We start from the raw sequence: 15,419 nt of genomic DNA on the forward strand, positions 1-15,419 counted from the left end.
CTCGGACGAATGCGCATCGCACCGACATGCGCCGGGCTGGTGGCCTGGGCGGGGGGCATGGCGGGCGAACCGGAGACGGCATGAACCAGAACGCGAACGACCGGGGCGTGCCGGTACCGGGACCCCCTCCGCAGGGCCTTGCATCCCGTCGCGGCCGCGATGATCGGCCTCGCGGTCCTCTTCGGCGGCGGGATCACGACCGCGGGTCGTGCCGCGGAGACGCATCCGATCGACGAGCCGGCCGGCTATCGGATGGATGATTACCGATCGCCGACGCCGGCGACGCTCTCGGGCGCGCGGGTGGTCGATACCGACGCGGCCTATGCGCTGTGGAGCGAGGGCAAGGCGGCCTTCATCGACGTGTTGCCGCGGCCGCCGAAGCCGGCCAACCTGCCGGCGGGCACCGTCTGGCGGGATAAGCCGCGCAGCGACATTCCGAAGAGCATCTGGCTGCCGAATGTCGGCTACGGTGGCCTCGCGCCCGAGACCGAGGCCTATTTCCGCAAGGGCCTCGAACAGGCCTCCGGCGGAGACAAGAGCCGCACTCTGGTGTTCTACTGCCTGCGCGACTGCTGGATGTCCTGGAACGCTGCCAAGCGCGCGCTGACCTACGGCTACACCTCCGTCGTCTGGTATCCGGAGGGCACCGACGGCTGGGCGGAGTTCAACTGGCCGCTGGCGCCGGTCGAGCCGGCGCCCTGAGAGGCAGTCGGCCGGTTGTTCTTGTTCATGCTGTTGCCGGCGTTCTGACAGCCTGCGCCCGCGCTCAATCCAGCCGCACGATCCCTTCATGCCCCATCGCGGCCGCGGCATCGGCGACGCGGGTGCCGCGGATGACCAGATCCGGAGCGATCTCGGCGAGCGGCAGAAGCACGAAGGCGCGCTCCAGCATGTAGGGGTGCGGGATGGTCAGGGTCGGGCTGGCCAGGGTCAGGACCGGCTGGGCAGGAGCCGGCTGGGTAGGAGCCGGCCGGGCGCCCTCGGGCGGGGCGTCGGCGCCGGGCGCGGCGGTATCCTCATAGGCGAGCACGTCGATGTCGATGACGCGCGGGCCCCATTTCTCCAGCCGGCGGCGGCCGAGATCGGCCTCGACCTTCAGACAGAGCGCCAGCAATGCCTCCGGATCGAGCTCGGTCTCGACGATGGCGCAGAGGTTGACGAAGGCGGGCTGGTCGAGCTTGCCCCAGGGCGGGGTCTCGTAGTCGGCCGAGCGGGCGATCACCCGCGCGCCGCTGGTGTCGAGTCGTGCCAGCGCCTCGCGCAGGGTCGCGCGGACGTCGCCGATGTTGCCGCCGAGGCCGAGATAGGCGCGCGCCATGGTTCAGGCCCCGTGCCCGGCGTCCGCAAGTCCAGGCGGCGCGCGGCGGCGATCGATCTCGATGGCGATGCCGTCGAGAACGGTCGGGATCGGCGCCGCCGGCTTGTCGACCCGCACGATCACCTGCTCGATCGCCGGGAAGCGCGCCAGGATCTCGGCTGCGATGGTCTCGGCCAGCGCCTCGATCAGGTGGAAGCGCTTGTCGGTCGAGGCTTTCACGACGATGTCGGCGAGCTGGTCGTAGGAGACGGTGCGCTCCCATTCGTCGGTCGTGCCGGCCGGCTTCAGGTCGAGCCGGCAGTCGAGCGAGATGTAGAAGCGCTGGCCGAGCTTCTCCTCCTCGGGAAACACGCCATGATAGGCATAGGTCGCGATGCGGGTCAGCAGGATGCGGTCGGTCACGGGCGGCCTCTCAGGATCGCGTCGGCGACGCGCACGGCTTCGACATGGGCGAGTACGTCGTGGACGCGGACGATGTCGGCGCCGAGCGTCACCGTCACGACGTTGGAGGCGATGGTGCCGAACAGGCGCTCGTTCGGGCCGCGGTCGAGCAGGCGACCGATCAGCGACTTCCGCGAGGTTCCGATCAGCACGCGGAAGCCGAGTTTCTTCAAGTCGGGGGTCACCTTGAGCGCGGTCAGGTTCTGCTCGATCGTCTTGCCGAAGCCGATGCCGGGATCGACGATGATGTGGTCGCGCGGAATGCCGGCGCGCGTGGCGATCTCGGCCGAGCGCTCGAAGAAGGCGGTCATGTCGGCGAGGATGTCGAGCTCGGGCACGACCTCGGTGCGATTGTGCATGACGACGACCGGCGCGCCGAAATCGGCGGCGACCCGCGCGATGTCGGGTTCGCGCTGCAGACCCCAGACGTCGTTGACGATTTTGGCTCCGGCTTCGAGCGCGCGGCGCGCGGTCGCGGCCTTGTAGGTGTCGATCGAGATCGGCGTCGCGGTCTGTTTCGCCAGCCGCTCGATCACCGGCACGACGCGGGCGATCTCCTCCTCGGCCGAGACCTCGCTCGAGCCGGGCCTCGTCGACTCGCCGCCGACGTCGAGGATGTCGGCGCCCTCGGCGACCATCTCGGCGGCGTGGCCGAGCGCGGCCTCGAAGCGCGTTGAAACGGCCGCCGTCGGAGAAGCTGTCGGGCGTCATGTTGAGGATGCCCATGACCAGCGTGCGGGCGCCGATCGCCGGCAGGGCCGCGATGGAGGCTGCGCCGGCTCCGGCCTGAGTGTCGGGCGTGCCCGTCGCCATTCTGGTTCGATCCTCTGCCTGCGCGCGGACGCGCGGCTGCGCCGGTGCGTCGGTATGATCCCGTGGAGGCTATACCCCGTCCGGGGGCGCGTCGACAGACCCGCGATGCCGCAGTCCACGGCCGCACTTCTGCCGCAGGTGGATCACCGAAACGGGAATCCCCTGGCGGCAAGAAAAAGCGTAATATGTCGGCAAAAGAATTCCGGGAGTGAAATGGCCATGATCAATTGCAGCCGCCTCGATCGCCGCCGGTTCCATCGCCGCCAGTTCGATCGCCGCCAGTTCCTGGGGCTCGCCGCCCTGTTCGCAGCCACGACCGCCTTGGTCCTGCCTGTCACGTCGCTGCCCGCCCATGCGGCGGAAGACGAGGCGACGTGGGCCTCGCTTAAGCCGGACGTGTTCGGCTCGCGCACGATCGAGGACGGCGCCGGTGTGATCAAGCTCGACGCTCCCTATCGCGCCGAAGACGCCGCGATCGTGCCGATCGGCTTCGAGGCGGGTCTCGCGGATGGGCGTACGATCAAAGCCGTGACTGTGATCGTCGATGAGAACCCGTCGCCGGTGGTCGCGACGTTCCGCTTCGGCGAAGGACGCAAGACGGTCGGTCTGTCGACCCGCGTGCGTGTCAACAGCTATTCCTATGTCCGTGCGGTTGCCGAGGCGAGCGACGGCAAGCTCTACATGACCAAGGCCTTCGTGAAGGCGTCCGGCGGCTGCTCGGCGCCGGCCGGCAAGGATCCGGAGGAAGCCGCGGCCAATGTCGGCAAGATGCGGATGGCGACCTTCGACAAGGACGGCCGCCGCGAGGCGCAGGTGCAGCTGCGCCACCCGAACAATTCGGGTCTGCAGTCCGATCCGGTGACGCATCTGTTCATTCCGGCCTGGTTCGTGCGCGATCTGGAAGTCCGCCAGGGCGACAAGACGGTGATGTCCATGCAGGGCGGCATCTCGATCAGCGAGGACCCGACCATCCGCTTCACCGTCGCGCCGGGTGGCGCCGGACCCTACGAGGTCAAGGCGATCGACACCGAGAACCGCGAGTTCAAGGGCACGTTCGAGCCGAAGCCGGCGAGCTGACGGCGAAGGCCGCGCGCAGGCGATCCATGACGACACGGATGCGCGCGGCCGTCTTCAGATCGGTGTGGACGACCAGCCAGATGTCGAGCGCGAAGGGCGGCGCGCCGGTCTCGACCGCGACGAGGCCGGTCGTGTCGTCGATCAGGAAATCGGGCACGAGCGCGAGGCCGGCGCCGGCGAGAGCGGCGGCCCGGTGGATCTCCGAGGTCGAGCCGACGAAGCCGATCGGGCGACCGGCGGCGACCGTCTCGATATGGCGTTGCTGCGCCGAGTGATCGTCGCGGCCGACGAAGCGCCAGGCTTCGGCCGGTGTGCGGGCGAGATAGTCTGGCGAGGCATAGAACCGGAACGGCATTGCGCCGAGGCGCGTGACGGTCAGGTCGCCGACGACCGGCCGGGTCAGCCGCACCGCCAGATCGGCCTCGCGGCGATCGAGCGAAATGGTCCTGGTTTCGCCGATCAGGCGGATCGTCAGCGCCGGGTGTTCGCGCCCGAGTGCCGCGAGCGGCGCCGTGAGCATCGCCGCGGCGAGGGCCGGCGGGGCGCTGATCGTCACCTCGCCGCTCAATTCGCCCGAGGCGCCGGCTGCGATGCGCTCCATGCCGCGCGCCGCCGCCTCCATCGCGCCGGCGAGGCCGGCGATCCGCTCTCCCTCGGCCGTCAGCGCGATCCGACGGCCGCGCCGGTCGATCAGCTTTAGCGAAAGCTCCTGCTCCAGCGCCGCGACCCGGCGCGCGACGGTCGCGTGATCGACGCCGAGCGCGCGGGCGGCGGCCGAAAGCGAGCCGCCAGCGGCGAGGGCGGCCAGATGCCGGATGTTCTCCCAATCTGGCATTGTGCAAAATCTCACAAGTGATGCCGATTTATAGGGAATTTTCTCGGTATAGGTCCAGAGCGATTGTCCCTCCCGTCGCCGCGCCCGAGCCCCCGCTCGGCGGCCCACGCGCGGCCCCCTGCCTGCGCAGCGGGCTTAAGTCCTGAGGAGATGATCATGTCGGAAGAGCGTATGACTGCCGCGCCCGCGCCCGCGCCCGCGCCCGCGATCGGCGCCGGCCTCGAGGTTCGGATCGCGCGCTTCGGCGATCCGTCGGTGTTCGAAATCGGACCGGCCACGGTCGCCGCGCCCGGCCCGGGCGAAATCCTGCTCCGGCAGGACTCGATCGGGGTGAACTTCATCGACGTCTATCACCGCGCAGGCCTCTATGCCTTGCCGATGCCGGCCGTCATCGGCGTCGAAGGTGCGGGCGTGGTCGAAGCCGTCGGCGCGGATGTGACGACTGTCGCGATCGGCGATCGGGTCGTCTACGGCGGCGCGGTCGGCGGCTACGCGACCCGACGCCTGTTGCCGGCGTGGCGTGCCGTGCGGCTGCCCGACGCGGTGTCGGCGGAGGCTGCGGCCGCGCTGTGGCTGAAGGGACTGACCGCGCACATGCTGCTGACGCGGACTTGTTCCGTCGGGCCTGGCACGGTCCTGCTCGTCCATGCGGCGGCCGGCGGCCTCGGCGCGGTGCTGGTGCGCTGGGCGAAGCGGCTCGGCGCGACGGTGATCGGCACGGTCGGCTCCGAGGCCAAGGCGGAGATCGCGCGCGGTCTGGGTGCGGACCAGGTCGTCGTCGGTCGGGATGCCGATTTCGCGACCGCGGTGCGGGCGGCGACGAATGGTCTGGGCGCGGACTATGCCATCGACGGCATCGGCGGCGCGACGCTGCTCAGGACCTTCGACGCCGTCCGGAAATTCGGCACGGTGGCGAGCGTCGGGCAGGCGGCGGGGCCGATCCCGCCGATCCGGGTCGAGGAGATCGGACCGATGCGGTCGCTGTCGCTCGCGCGTCCGAGTGTCATGGCCTATGCGGCGGACGAGGCGACCTATCGTCGGGCGTCGGCGGACCTGCTCGCCGCGATGGCCGAAGGCATCATGGCGGAGATCGGGGCGCGCTATCCGCTCGCGGAGGCCGCGCGGGCCCATGCCGATCTGGAGGCGGGCCGGACCGTCGGCAGCGTGATCCTGCTGCCCTGAGGCTAACGACGTGTACGCCGGTCGGGCTCCGACCGGCGACGGTGTTCGGGGCGGGCCTTGTCAACCGCGCTCAGGGGAAGCAGCGCATCTCCGCTTCGGCCTGGGCGCGGCGGAGGTCGGCGACCATGTCGTCGAACATCGGCGTCGAGCGGAAGGTGTTGGCGGTCTGGCCGACGCCCTGGCGCATCATCAGGATGGTCTGCGCCCTTTCGTACTTCTCGTAAGGCAGGATCGAGGCGACCACGTCGACCGAGCACGAACAGCGCGAGAGCGCGTCGCGGGTCTCGCCGTTGACGGCCATGCAGCCGAACACATAGTCGGCGCGAACGTCGGTCGGATAGTCGTTGGCGCTCGCCGCGCCGCCGGCCGCCCCTTGCGCGAAGGCCGCACCGGCGGTCGCCGCCGTGAGACCGGCACCGAGGGCGAGGAGGCGCAGCGAGCGGATCATACGATCGGAAACGCGCATCTCAGTTCTCCGCATACTTCAGCTCTTCGAGCAGCACGGGCTTGGCGTCCGGCTTCGAGGTGTCCGGCGTGTCGATCTTGATCGAATAGATCGAGCCCGGCACCGCGTCCGAGATCACGAATGTGTAGGTCGTGTTCAGGAACGGGCCGAGTCGGTCGCGATTGTCGCGATCGTCGGCGAAGGGTTTGATCAGGATCTGGGTCGCGTCGACGTCCTTGCCGGCGAGCTTGATCTTGATCGGGGTGATCGTCGGGTTCTCGCGCATGGCCTTGCGCATCGCGTTCTTCAAATAGCGCGGGTTGGCGTGCAGCAGCTTCGACAGGTTGCCGACGTCGAACTCGAGCGTGAGGATCGCGATCGGGTTGAACGACACGTCGTCGAACGGGCCGGCGGGGCGGTGGTTCTCGCCCTTGAACAGCGTGACGATAACGTTGCGATTGTCCGGGGTCGAGCCGGGCTCGAGCCTGAAGTCGATCTCGTCGGAGAAGGACGGCATCAGCTTGGCCGGATCTGCGGCCTCGCGCCGGAACGTGTAGCGGATCTTCGCGTCGGGCGCGGTGTTCTTGAAGTGCTTGGCTTCGAACAGCAATTCGCCGACGTCGGCCTGCGCGGACGCCGGGCTGGCCGCAGCCGGCGTGGCGGGCGCCGTGGTCGTCTGGGCAAGAACGGCCTGGGCGAGAACGGTCTGGGCACGAACGGTCTGGGCGAGGGCCGGAACGACGAGCGAGGCGGCCGACAGCGAGCCGGCGACCGCCGCTGCTACGAGCGGGACCATGAGACGCAACGCGATTTCCTCCCGACCGGCTTCTTATTGGCTGTCTTTTCCCCGTCCCGGAGCCGGTCGTCTCCAGGGCGCGCGCGACCGGCTCATTCGGCCGGTTCGCGTACCGTAGCGCCCATCTCGCGATATCGATAGGGCGGCGGTGTGGCAGTGACCGATTCCGCCTCGGCCAGGGCCACCATCCGGTCGTGATGCGGCGATTTGTGGCAGGCCGGATCGGTCGCGCCGGCATCGGCCGCCATGGCCAGCGCCTGGCAGCGGCAGCCGCCCCAATCGATCTCGCGCCGGTCGCAGCTCTTGCACAGGTCCGGCATCCAGTCGGTGCCGCGATAGGCGTTGAAGGCCGGGCTCCGATACCAGATGTCGCCGAGGCTGTGATCCTTGACGTTCCAGAACTCGAGGTTCGGGATCGTCTCGGCCGCATGGCAGGGCAGAACCTTGCCCGACGGCGTCACGTTGAGCGAGCGCCGGCCCCAGCCGCCGGTGCAGGGCTTCGGGTATTTCGCATAGTAGTCCGGGATCACCATGTCGATGACCAGCACGCCTTCGAGACGCTTGCGCGCGTCCTCGACGATGGCGATCGCGGCATCGACCTCCGGCTTTGCCGGCATCAAGGCGGCGCGGTTGGCGTAGGCCCAGCCGTAATACTGGGTGTGTGCCACCTCGAGCCGCTTGGCGCCCATCTCGACCGAGAGCTCGATCAGCCGCGCGACCTGATGGATGTTGGCGCGGTGGATCACCGCATTGATGGTCAGCGGCATGCCGGTCGCCGCGACCAGCCGGGCGACCTCCATCTTGCGTGCGAAGGCGCCGCGATAGCCGGCGACCTTGTCGTTGGTGTCGACATCGGCACCCTGCAGCGACAGCTGCACGTGGTCGAGGCCGGCGTCGGCGAGTTCGTTGACGAGCTTCTCCGTCACGCCCACGCCCGAGGTGATCAGGTTCGAGTAGAGGCCGATGTCGGCGCAGTGGCGGGTCAGCTCGACGATGTCGCGGCGCGCCGTCGGCTCGCCGCCCGAGAGATGGGTCTGCAGGCAGCCGAGCGCGGTCGCCTCGGAGAGCACGCGCTTCCAGGTCTCGGTATCGAGCTCGACGGAGCGGCGGTCGAGCTCCATCGGGTTCGAGCAATAGGGACACTTGAGCGGGCAGCGATGCGTCAACTCGGCCAGGATGCCGAGCGGCGCGGGCGCGGGGACGATCGGCGGCGGCGTGATCGCGTTCATGGCATCCTCTTCAGGGTTGGCGGCCGGGCTTGGAGGGGCGGCGCCGGTCATCGGCCGGCGCGGGCGCGCCTCAGGGCTCCAGCACGCGCTTGGCGACGAGATCCTTCAGCATCTCGGCGATGTCGGCGGCGATGGTGTTCGGATCCTCGGCGTATTTCTCGGCGACCGCGCCGACGATCTGCGCGAAGTCGCGACTGCCGTCACAGAGCTTCAGGATCTCGGCCGCGGTCTCGTCGATCCGGAACGCGCGCTCGGGCGCCAGCATCATCCAGGTCGAGCGCACCTCGTCGTAACGCAGGCGCACGCCACGCGGCAGTTTCGGGCGCGTGAAGCCGTGTGTCGGGGCGGCGCCTGCCTGTGTTTCCGAGGGCGAGGAGGCGGGCGCGGCGGTCGGGTCGGCGCTCATGATCGCGTCATTCCTTCGGCTCGAACACGCCCGGCGGGGGCATGCAGGGGTTCACATAGGCGTAGTAGAGCGCGTCGAGCTGCGACCACAGCACGGCGCATTTGTATTTCACCGCCGCGATCACCGCGTCCTGCCCCGAGGGCTCGGTCGCGTGACGCTGCACGTATTTGAGTGCGAAGGCGGCGTCGCGGCGGCCGACCGACAGGCGCTTGTCGAAATAGTCGAGCGTCTCGCGCGAGACGAAGGAGTAGTTAGCCAGCATGCCGGACAGTCGTTCCGAGGCGATGGTCGGCGAGAACAGTTCGGTCAGCGACGAGGCGACGGCCTCCAGCACCGTGCGCTCCTTGACGAAGTGCACATAGGCGTCGACCGCGAAGCGCACGGCCGGCAGGACGCCTTCCAGCGAGACCACATAGTCACGATCGAGACCCAGGCCGTCGGTCAGCTTCAGCCAGCGGGCGAGACCACCGTCGCCTTCCTTGTCGCCGTCCTGGTCGAGGATGCGCTGGCGCCAGGCGCGGCGGTCGGCCGGATCGGCGAGCCGGGCGAGCACCGCGGCATCCTTCACCGGCAGCATCGCCTGATAGTAGTAGCGATTGAGCGCCCAGGCCTGGACCTGGCCGCGGGTCAGCTTGCCGGTGTTGAGCAGCCGGTGGAACGGGTGGCTCGAATAGTAGCGGCGCGCGGCGACCTGCCGAAGCTCGGCCTCGAGGTCGTCGGGAGAGAGAAGTCGCGCCATCATGTCCTCCGGGTCGCGGGTGTCGGGTCCGATCCCGCGACCTTACCATTCATTGCCGGCGGCCCGCAGGCCGTTCCCGGTCGTGCGCCGACGATCGAGCGTATCCGCTCACTTGCCCGTCGGCCGGAACGCCCCTGGCGGGATGAAGCCCGGATCGACGTAGGCGAAGTAGAGTGCATCGAGCTGGGCCCAGAGCACGTCGGTCTTGAAGGTCAGTGCCGCGATCACCTGTTGCTGCTGCTCGGGCGTCTTGGCGTTCTTCTTGACGTATTCGAGGGCGAAATCGGCATCCTTGGGCGCCTGGTCGAGCCGGCGCTTGAAATAGGCGATCACCTTCTCGTCGATGAAGTCGTAATGCTCGAGCATGCCCGAGATGCGCTCCTTGTGGATGCCGGGCGCGAACAGTTCGGTCAGCGACGAGGCGACCGCCTCGAGCAGCGTCTTCTCGGCGACGAAGTGCCGGTAGGCCTCGGTCGCGAAGCGCGAGGTCGCGAGCGCGCCGCGCTTCGACATCACATAGTCGCGGTCGAGGCCGAGACCGTCGGTCAGCACGAGCCAGCGCTCGATGCCGCCCAGATCCTCGCCGTAGCCGTCGTGATCGGTGATGCGGTGCAGCCATTCGCGGCGCAGCTCGCGATCCTCGCAGCGCGCCATCAGCGCGGCGTCCTTCTGCGGAATGATCGACTGGTAGCAGTAGCGGTTCAGCGCCCAGGCCTGGACCTGGCCCTTGTTCAGCTTGCCGCCGTGCAGCAGGTGATGAAACGGGTGCAGGTTGTGATAGCGCTCGGCGCCCACTTTCCGCAGCGCGGCTTCCAACTCGTCGGGAGACATGAGAGTCGTCATAGAGATACCTCCATTCCGTCGAAGGCGATCTCCCATCCGGCCTCCTCCGTCGCCCGGCGTTCGGGCGAGCCTTCGATCAGGACGGGGTTCGAATTGTTGATATGGATGAAGATCCGCCGGCGGCTCGCCACGCCGGCGAGCGCGGCGATGGTGCCGGTCTCGCCCGAGATCGGCATGTGGCCCATGCGGCCGCCGGTCTTGGTGCCGAGACCCTCGCGGATCATCTCGTCGTCGTCATAGAGCGTGCCGTCGAAGAAGAACGCGTCCGCCCCGTCCAGGCGTGCGAGTACTTCCGTCGTCGGCCGGGCGCAGCCGGGGATATAGACGAGGCGCTTGCCCCCGGCGCGGATCGTCACGCCGACGGTCTTCTCGCCTTCCTCGCCGACATCGACGACGCCCTGTTCGAGCCAGAGCGGCACCTTGCCGGGCACCGAAAACAGTTCGACCTCGAGCCCCGGCAAGGGCTCGAACGGGCGGCCGAGTTCGATGCGGGACCGCTCGACACAGTCCTCGGCCATCACCTGGAAGATCTTGTTGTCCGCGATCGTCGCGAGGGTTTCGGTCGTGCCGTAGACGACAAAGGGCTGGCGTTCGCGAAGGCCGAGCAGGCCCGTCACGTGGTCGACATCGCCGTTCGTCACGAGGACCGCCGCGATCGGGGAATGGCGCAAGCCGGCCTGCGGGTGCAGCGCCGGGGTGGCCCAGATCTGTTGGCGGATATCGGGCGAGGCGTTGAGGAGAAGCCAGCGCTCGCCGTCTGCGGAGACTGCAACACTCGACTGGGTGCGGGGGCGGACCTTGCCGCCACCTTCCCAGGCCAGCCGGCAGACGCGGCAGCGGCAGTTCCATTGCGGAACTCCGCCACCGGCTGCCGAACCGAGCACGATCGCGCGAAGGGATGACGCCGTCATCGGCTCGCGCTCACGTGATCGTCAACGAAATCAATACTCCGGCGGGAAGTAGCCGTTGATCTCGAGGCCGACGCACATTTCCACGACAGTGGGCTTGTTCCAGCGCATGGTTTTTCCTCCGTTCAGGGGTTCGGTCCCGATCCGCCCGCCGCCCGAGCCGCGTTCGTCGGAACCTTGGCAACCGGCTTTTCAATCGATTGCTATGGGAGGATGACGAAGACCTAAGTAGCCGTCAACGACAAAACGATAAGACAATCCTAATAAACAAAGGTCAGTCACGCTCTGGCGAGCCGAATTGATCATATAGAGTTCACAAGATTTCTTATAATTTTCATAGAAAAGGCCGTTTGCTTTGTTGCGGTGCGGCAATTCAAGCAAACGGCCCTGTCATGTTTGAGGTGAACGATCAAAGGACGCGAATGTTCACGTCAATATTGTTGCGCGTCGCATTGGAGTAAGGGCAGACCTTGTGAGCCTCGGCGACCAGGTTTTCTGCCGTGGCGCGGTCGAGGCCCGGCAAGGACACGTCGAGGGCGACCGTGATGCCGAAGCCGGCCGGGATCTGGCCGATGCCGACGGTGGCGGAGACCTGGGCGTCCGCGGGCACCGAAACCTTCGCCTTGCCGGCGACGAACTTCATCGCGCCGAGGAAGCAGGCCGAATAGCCGGCGGCGAAGAGCTGCTCCGGGTTGGTGCCGGTGGCGCCGTTGCCGCCGAGTTCCTTCGGAACCGTGAGCTGGATGTCGAGCACGCCGTCGTCGCTCTTGGCACGGCCGTCGCGGCCACCGGTGGCGGACGCATGAGCGGAATAGAGAACCTGCATGGTGTTGCTCCTCTGGGGTCGTTGCCTCATGTAGATTTGAGGCAATTAAATTGTGCGCAATTGAAATAGCCGAAATCAGAGGCGTGCGCCAGTGCCGACGGCAACGATCACGCGGACGTGATCTCTGCGATCGAGGCGCGGAAGCGGCGACGGGTCAGGTTGCGCCGTCGAGGTTTCGCTTGAGGATCTTCAGCCGCTCGCGCAACGCAACCAGATCGCCGACCGGAAGGCCGCTGGCGGTGCCGATGCAGCGCATGACGTCCGCGAGGTCGTTCTGGAGCGCCGCGCCGCGCGGCGTCGGCGTGACCAGCACGACCCGTTCGTCGGTACTCGACCGGCGCCGGGTCACGTAGCCGGCCGCTTCCAGGCGCTTCAAGAGCGGGGTCAGCGTGCCGGAATCGAGGTTGAGCCGCGCGCCGATCTCGCGCACCGAGGCCTCGCCCACCTCCCAAAGCACCAGCATGACCAGGTATTGCGGATAGGTCAGACCATGGGGCTCGAGCAGGGGCTTGTAGGTGCGGGTCATCGCCTGCAGCGCGCCGTAGAGCGCAAAGCAGAGCTGGTCGTCGACACGGGCGACCGGCGGCAGGACCGGCGCGCGGCCGGTCTTGGCCGGCGCGGCTGCGGGAGAGGCGGGAGAAGGGGGCTCGGAGGTCGGCATGACGGGCTCGCTCGCATCGATCGTGCACGATCATATGGGATGCGAATGAGGTCGCGCGAGAGGAAAGCCGTCGCCCTCGCGCGATCGTGGCCGTGGGCGTGACGGCTGTTCAGCTCTCGGGCGGGCGGAACATGAAGCCGCGCCCGCGAACCGTGACGATCAGCTGCTGACCGCCGGGCGTCAGTTCGCCGAGCTTGTGGCGCAGATAGCCGACATAGACGTCGACGACATTGAGCGAGGCGCCGCCCTGGTCGGCCCACAGCGCGTCGAAAATGTCGCCGCGTGCGATCGGCCTGCCGGCGGCGCGCATGAGCAGCACGAGCAGCGCGCATTCGCGTTCGGTGAAGCGCGTTTCCGCCTCGCCGAGCCGGGCGACGCGGGTCTCGAGATCGAGGCTCATCGGGCCGGCGGTGACATAGCGCGCGGCCTGCGGCATCTCGGCCCGGCGCAGCATGTGGGTCTTCAGCCGCGCTACCAGTTCGTCGAAGGCGAAGGGCTTGACCACGTAATCGTCGGCGCCGGCGGCGAGGCCTTCTGCGCGATCGCCGATCGCGGCCTTGGCGCTCAGCATCACGATCGGCATCGAGAAGCCTTCGGCGCGCAGCGCCCTGCAGACGTCGACGCCGGTCTGGTCGGGCAGCATGACGTCCAGGATCACGGCCTGCGGCGCGAGCCGCCGCGCCTCGTGCAGGGCCGCGCCGCCGCTCTCCACCACGCTGACCTCGTAACCTTCCTCGCCGAGCCCGCGGCGGAGCAGGGAGCCGATGTCCGGATCGTCCTCGACAACCATGATCGTCATAGCGTGTGATCGGTCCTTTCCAGTGCCGGCAACCGGATCGTCACCGTGGTGCCGCGGGGCCCCGCGGGATCGGCTTCGAGCCGGCTCGCGATCGCGATATTGCCGTCGTGCCGTTCGACGACCCATTTCGCGAGTGCGAGCCCGATGCCGAAGCCCGATCCGCCGGTCGCCCCGGCGCCGCGATAGAATCGTTCGAACAGGTGCGGCAGATCCGCGGCCGCGATTCCACTTCCCTCGTCTTCGACCATCAATACCGCATCGTCGCCGTCTGCGAAGGCTTTCAATGCGATCCGCCCCCCTGCGGGAGAGTGTCGCACGGCGTTGGCCACCAGGCCCTCGAGCACCTGACGCATCCAATCCGGATCCGCGAGCGCGGTCAAACCGTCCGTGTCGACGGCCGTTTCGAGCCTGAGACCGGCGCGGCGGGCGAGCGCGCCGGTGTCTTCGACCGTGTCGGCGATCAGCCGCTCGACCTCGACCGGCTCGAGCTCGATATCGATCTCGCCCGACTCTGAGCGAGCCACCCGCAGCAGGTCCTCGACCTTGCGATGCAGGCGCTGGGTGCGGACCCGGATCGTGCAGAGCGCCTCGCGCGTCGGTTCGGCCATCTCGCGGCGCAGCGCCAGATCGCACTCGCCGAGCACCACGGTCAGCCGCGTGCGCAATTCGTGGCTGACATCGGTGAAGAAGCGGCGGCGCGGCGTCCACGTCGGCGAGGCGCTGGTTCGCCTCGCGCAGGTCGGCGGTCCGTTCGGCGACCGTCTGCTCCAGTCGGGCGCGGTCGGCGGCGACGCGGTCCTCGCGCCGCTGCAGCCGTGCCGCCATCCGATTGAAGGTCGCCATGGCGAGGCTCAGCTCGTCGCGGCCGGAGATGCCGACGCGTGCCTGCCATTCGCCACGGCCGAGGGCCGCGGCGGTCTCGCCGATCGCGGCGATGCGGGTCAGCAGGGGGCGCGCGAGCGCACGGTAGAACAGGGCCGCGAAGACGAGCGCGATCCCCACCGCCGCCATGGCGGCCATCGTCATGGTGCGGCCGAGCGCGCGCATCTCGTCCTGGATGCGGCCGGCGGTGCGGCGTTCGTCGTCCATGGTCGAGGACAGGGTCGGGCCGAAGGTCGCGCCGAAGCCGTTGAGCGCGCCGCGGATCTCGTCCGCGGTCGCGCCCTTCGGATCGGCAAAGCGGGCGCCTATCTGCTGGTCGAGCACTTCGAAACCGGCCTTGAGCCGCGCCACGAGACGCGCCTTGTTGGCCGTGAACGTCTTCTGGGTCTCGGAGCCGGCGTTCTCGACCGCCATCGCGAGCGCCGTTTCGACGGCGGTGAAGGCCGCCATCACGTTGCGCCGGGATTCGATCAGCCGAAGATCCTGATTGCCGGGATTGAGCCGCCCGGCGTTGTCGAGCGCGACCAGAGCGTAGTCGGCGACCTGCGCGGACACCGCGCTCAGGAGATCGAGCCGATGCTGGGCGGCGAGCGCGCCTTCGATCTGGCGATCGGCGAGCTGGAACGACCAGACCACGGCACCGGCGCCGACGAGGATGGCGAGGGCGGCGGTGGTCGCCGCGGCCGCGACGCGGAAGGCGATGGAGCGGAAGGAGAATTTCATGAACCGTCCCGGTCGGGCGATCGGCCGGCGGTCCCGGCGAGACCGCGGCGATGCCGAACGGGCAAGGTGCCAAATTCGCGCCGAGAATGAAATCCGGACGCGGCGTCGCGGCGCGCGCCGCGCAATCTCGGCGGACCGGTGCTCGACGACGGCCGAGGTCGCGACCCCGCGGGGGCGGTCGGGGGCGTCACTTGGCCGGGCCTTCACGCGTTGCCGCGCCAAGGCGGTCGGCTGATCAGATTCGCGTGCCCTCAAGGCGCGGCTGACCGCACTTCCAGCGCACGATCGAATATTTGGGATGCGCCGCCGACCACTCGGCCATCGCCGGCTGGGCGCCCAGCATGCATTGCTGCGGCGTCATCGCTTCCATGCTCAGGGTCAGATGTTCGTCGCGGCAATCGCCCGGCGCGGTCATCAGACAGATCATCAGCACCAGTTCCATGGGATCGCTTCCTGCTCGGGTTGCGGAAGTCCCCCTGAATGCGCGTCCCCCAGT

Annotated in this window: 17 protein-coding genes and 3 pseudogenes; 3 read left to right on the forward strand and 17 right to left on the reverse strand. The window is 68.5% G+C overall.

The window, feature by feature from the left end:
- Positions 1–159: 159 nt before the first annotated feature.
- Entirely contained in the window at positions 160–702 is a 543-nt protein-coding gene (locus ABS361_01665) for a PQQ-dependent catabolism-associated CXXCW motif protein (GenBank protein XBY45036.1), read from the forward strand.
- Positions 703–766: 64 nt separating this feature from the next.
- Here ABS361_01665 and folK read toward each other — a convergent pair whose 3' ends face one another.
- The 3 genes and pseudogenes from folK to folP form a co-directional block, all read right to left on the reverse strand.
- Positions 767–1,318 (reverse strand): 2-amino-4-hydroxy-6-hydroxymethyldihydropteridine diphosphokinase, encoded by a 552-nt coding sequence (gene folK / locus ABS361_01670; GenBank protein ID XBY45037.1) that lies wholly within the window; start codon positions 1,316–1,318, stop codon positions 767–769.
- A gap of 3 nt (positions 1,319–1,321) precedes the next feature.
- On the reverse strand, positions 1,322–1,720 hold the full coding sequence (gene folB, locus ABS361_01675; protein ID XBY45038.1) for a dihydroneopterin aldolase: 399 nt from the start codon (positions 1,718–1,720) through the stop codon (positions 1,322–1,324).
- Positions 1,717–2,583: pseudogene (gene folP / locus ABS361_01680) on the reverse strand (dihydropteroate synthase). Before folP ends, folB begins: the two are co-directional and overlap by 4 nt.
- Positions 2,584–2,677: 94 nt before the next feature.
- Here folP and ABS361_01685 point away from each other — a divergent pair.
- Entirely contained in the window at positions 2,678–3,649 is a 972-nt protein-coding gene (locus tag ABS361_01685; protein ID XBY45039.1) for a quinoprotein dehydrogenase-associated SoxYZ-like carrier, read from the forward strand.
- On the opposite strand, the gene ABS361_01690 is transcribed toward ABS361_01685, so the two are convergent.
- Entirely contained in the window at positions 3,615–4,484 is an 870-nt protein-coding gene (locus tag ABS361_01690) for a LysR family transcriptional regulator (protein ID XBY45040.1), read from the reverse strand. The genes ABS361_01685 and ABS361_01690 overlap by 35 nt on opposite strands.
- Positions 4,485–4,640: 156 nt before the next feature.
- On the opposite strand from ABS361_01690, the gene ABS361_01695 reads away from it, so the two are divergent.
- Positions 4,641–5,666 carry a quinone oxidoreductase gene (locus tag ABS361_01695; protein XBY45041.1) on the forward strand — a complete coding sequence of 342 codons (1,026 nt, stop codon included), beginning with the start codon at positions 4,641–4,643 and terminating at the stop codon, positions 5,664–5,666.
- A gap of 70 nt (positions 5,667–5,736) precedes the next feature.
- Here the strand turns inward: ABS361_01695 and ABS361_01700 are convergent, their stop codons facing one another.
- From ABS361_01700 to ABS361_01760, 13 genes and pseudogenes are all read right to left on the reverse strand, one after another.
- Entirely contained in the window at positions 5,737–6,114 is a 378-nt protein-coding gene (locus ABS361_01700) for a hypothetical protein (GenBank protein ID XBY46775.1), read from the reverse strand.
- A gap of 19 nt (positions 6,115–6,133) precedes the next feature.
- Positions 6,134–6,916 (reverse strand): hypothetical protein, encoded by a 783-nt coding sequence (locus ABS361_01705; protein XBY45042.1) that lies wholly within the window; start codon positions 6,914–6,916, stop codon positions 6,134–6,136.
- Positions 6,917–6,999: 83 nt separating this feature from the next.
- Positions 7,000–8,136, reverse strand: coding sequence for a pyrroloquinoline quinone biosynthesis protein PqqE (gene pqqE, locus ABS361_01710; protein XBY45043.1), 1,137 nt, complete (start codon positions 8,134–8,136; stop codon positions 7,000–7,002).
- A 70-nt stretch (positions 8,137–8,206) separates the two neighbouring features.
- Positions 8,207–9,284 (reverse strand): annotated as a pseudogene (pqqC, locus tag ABS361_01715) (pyrroloquinoline-quinone synthase PqqC).
- A gap of 105 nt (positions 9,285–9,389) precedes the next feature.
- Complete coding sequence (pqqC, locus tag ABS361_01720) at positions 9,390–10,124, reverse strand: pyrroloquinoline-quinone synthase PqqC (protein ID XBY45044.1); 735 nt, start codon at positions 10,122–10,124, stop codon at positions 9,390–9,392.
- A complete protein-coding gene (gene pqqB, locus ABS361_01725) occupies positions 10,121–11,035 on the reverse strand; it encodes a pyrroloquinoline quinone biosynthesis protein PqqB (protein ID XBY45045.1) in 915 nt (304 codons plus the stop codon). Before pqqB ends, pqqC (ABS361_01720) begins: the two co-directional genes overlap by 4 nt.
- Positions 11,036–11,065: 30 nt before the next feature.
- Positions 11,066–11,143, reverse strand: a complete 78-nt coding sequence (gene pqqA / locus ABS361_01730; protein ID XBY46776.1) for a pyrroloquinoline quinone precursor peptide PqqA — start codon at positions 11,141–11,143, stop codon at positions 11,066–11,068.
- Between the two features lie 298 nt (positions 11,144–11,441).
- Positions 11,442–11,858, reverse strand: a complete 417-nt coding sequence (locus ABS361_01735) for an organic hydroperoxide resistance protein (protein XBY45046.1) — start codon at positions 11,856–11,858, stop codon at positions 11,442–11,444.
- 154 nt (positions 11,859–12,012) lie between these two features.
- A complete protein-coding gene (locus ABS361_01740; protein XBY45047.1) occupies positions 12,013–12,519 on the reverse strand; it encodes a MarR family transcriptional regulator in 507 nt (168 codons plus the stop codon).
- A 109-nt stretch (positions 12,520–12,628) separates the two neighbouring features.
- A complete protein-coding gene (locus tag ABS361_01745) occupies positions 12,629–13,318 on the reverse strand; it encodes a response regulator transcription factor (protein XBY46777.1) in 690 nt (229 codons plus the stop codon).
- Positions 13,315–13,983, reverse strand: coding sequence for a HAMP domain-containing sensor histidine kinase (locus tag ABS361_01750; GenBank protein ID XBY45048.1), 669 nt, complete (start codon positions 13,981–13,983; stop codon positions 13,315–13,317). The genes ABS361_01745 and ABS361_01750 overlap by 4 nt, the downstream gene beginning before the upstream one ends.
- A 202-nt stretch (positions 13,984–14,185) precedes the next feature.
- A pseudogene (locus ABS361_01755) lies at positions 14,186–14,923 on the reverse strand (hypothetical protein).
- Between the two features lie 235 nt (positions 14,924–15,158).
- Positions 15,159–15,365, reverse strand: a complete 207-nt coding sequence (locus ABS361_01760) for a hypothetical protein (protein ID XBY45049.1) — start codon at positions 15,363–15,365, stop codon at positions 15,159–15,161.
- Between the last annotated feature and the right edge of the window lie 54 nt (positions 15,366–15,419).

Source organism: Ancalomicrobiaceae bacterium S20 (assembly GCA_040269895.1).
In the GTDB taxonomy this organism is placed as follows: Bacteria; Pseudomonadota; Alphaproteobacteria; order Rhizobiales; family Ancalomicrobiaceae; genus Methyloraptor; species Methyloraptor flagellatus.

Coding starts and splice junctions, on each gene's coding strand:
- ABS361_01665 (XBY45036.1), top strand. CDS start 160: ATGATCGGCCTCGCGGTCCTCTTCGGCGGCGGGATCACGACCGCGGGT.
- folK (XBY45037.1), bottom strand. CDS start 1,318: ATGGCGCGCGCCTATCTCGGCCTCGGCGGCAACATCGGCGACGTCCGC.
- ABS361_01685 (XBY45039.1), top strand. CDS start 2,678: ATGCCGCAGTCCACGGCCGCACTTCTGCCGCAGGTGGATCACCGAAAC.
- ABS361_01690 (XBY45040.1), bottom strand. CDS start 4,484: ATGCCAGATTGGGAGAACATCCGGCATCTGGCCGCCCTCGCCGCTGGC.
- ABS361_01695 (XBY45041.1), top strand. CDS start 4,641: ATGTCGGAAGAGCGTATGACTGCCGCGCCCGCGCCCGCGCCCGCGCCC.
- ABS361_01700 (XBY46775.1), bottom strand. CDS start 6,114: ATGATCCGCTCGCTGCGCCTCCTCGCCCTCGGTGCCGGTCTCACGGCG.
- pqqE (XBY45043.1), bottom strand. CDS start 8,136: ATGAACGCGATCACGCCGCCGCCGATCGTCCCCGCGCCCGCGCCGCTC.
- pqqC (XBY45044.1), bottom strand. CDS start 10,124: ATGACGACTCTCATGTCTCCCGACGAGTTGGAAGCCGCGCTGCGGAAA.
- pqqB (XBY45045.1), bottom strand. CDS start 11,035: ATGACGGCGTCATCCCTTCGCGCGATCGTGCTCGGTTCGGCAGCCGGT.
- pqqA (XBY46776.1), bottom strand. CDS start 11,143: ATGCGCTGGAACAAGCCCACTGTCGTGGAAATGTGCGTCGGCCTCGAG.
- ABS361_01735 (XBY45046.1), bottom strand. CDS start 11,858: ATGCAGGTTCTCTATTCCGCTCATGCGTCCGCCACCGGTGGCCGCGAC.
- ABS361_01740 (XBY45047.1), bottom strand. CDS start 12,519: ATGCCGACCTCCGAGCCCCCTTCTCCCGCCTCTCCCGCAGCCGCGCCG.
- ABS361_01745 (XBY46777.1), bottom strand. CDS start 13,318: ATGACGATCATGGTTGTCGAGGACGATCCGGACATCGGCTCCCTGCTC.
- ABS361_01760 (XBY45049.1), bottom strand. CDS start 15,365: ATGGAACTGGTGCTGATGATCTGTCTGATGACCGCGCCGGGCGATTGC.